Origin of the sequence: Sodalis-like endosymbiont of Proechinophthirus fluctus (assembly GCF_001602625.1) — a bacterium.
Classification (GTDB): Bacteria; Pseudomonadota; Gammaproteobacteria; order Enterobacterales; family Enterobacteriaceae.
The window spans coordinates 1-380 of record NZ_LECR01000058.1 but is presented as its reverse complement, the minus strand read 5'-3'; the positions used below and the strand labels follow the sequence as shown (position 1 = coordinate 380).

Genomic DNA, 380 nt, shown 5'->3' with positions numbered 1-380 from the left:
AGTTTTCTGATCATGTCGACGGCGATTGTACTGCTGCTGAGAGTGGATTTTGAGACGCGCCTAGCCAAGGCGCAGGCATTTACGAGGGGACCGCGATGATGGCAAAGATCAGGCGGCTGATGGTGATGGCGGGCGGTACCGGCGGACATGTGTTTTCCGGACTGGCGGTTGCCCATTACCTGATTGAGCAGGGTTGGCAGGTACGCTGGCTCGGCACCGCCGATCGCATGGAGGCCAGTTTGGTGCCGCAACACGGCATCGACATCGATTTTATCCGTATTAGCGGCCTGCGCGGCAAGGGCATGAAAGCGCAAATAATGGCGCCGGTGCGTATCTGGCGCGCCTGGCGTCAGGCGCGGCACGTTATGTGCGCGTGGCGG

2 protein-coding genes are annotated in these 380 nt (G+C 60.5%); both read left to right on the top strand.

Translation table 11 applies throughout. The features are described 5' to 3' along the window. Positions 1–99 (top strand): hypothetical protein (locus BG74_RS17425; protein ID WP_244267386.1); only part of this gene is annotated, 99 nt, incomplete at its 5' end. After that, positions 99–380: glycosyltransferase (locus tag BG74_RS06365; protein ID WP_439895691.1), on the top strand; the 282-nt coding region annotated here is incomplete at its 3' end. The genes BG74_RS17425 and BG74_RS06365, both read left to right, overlap by 1 nt.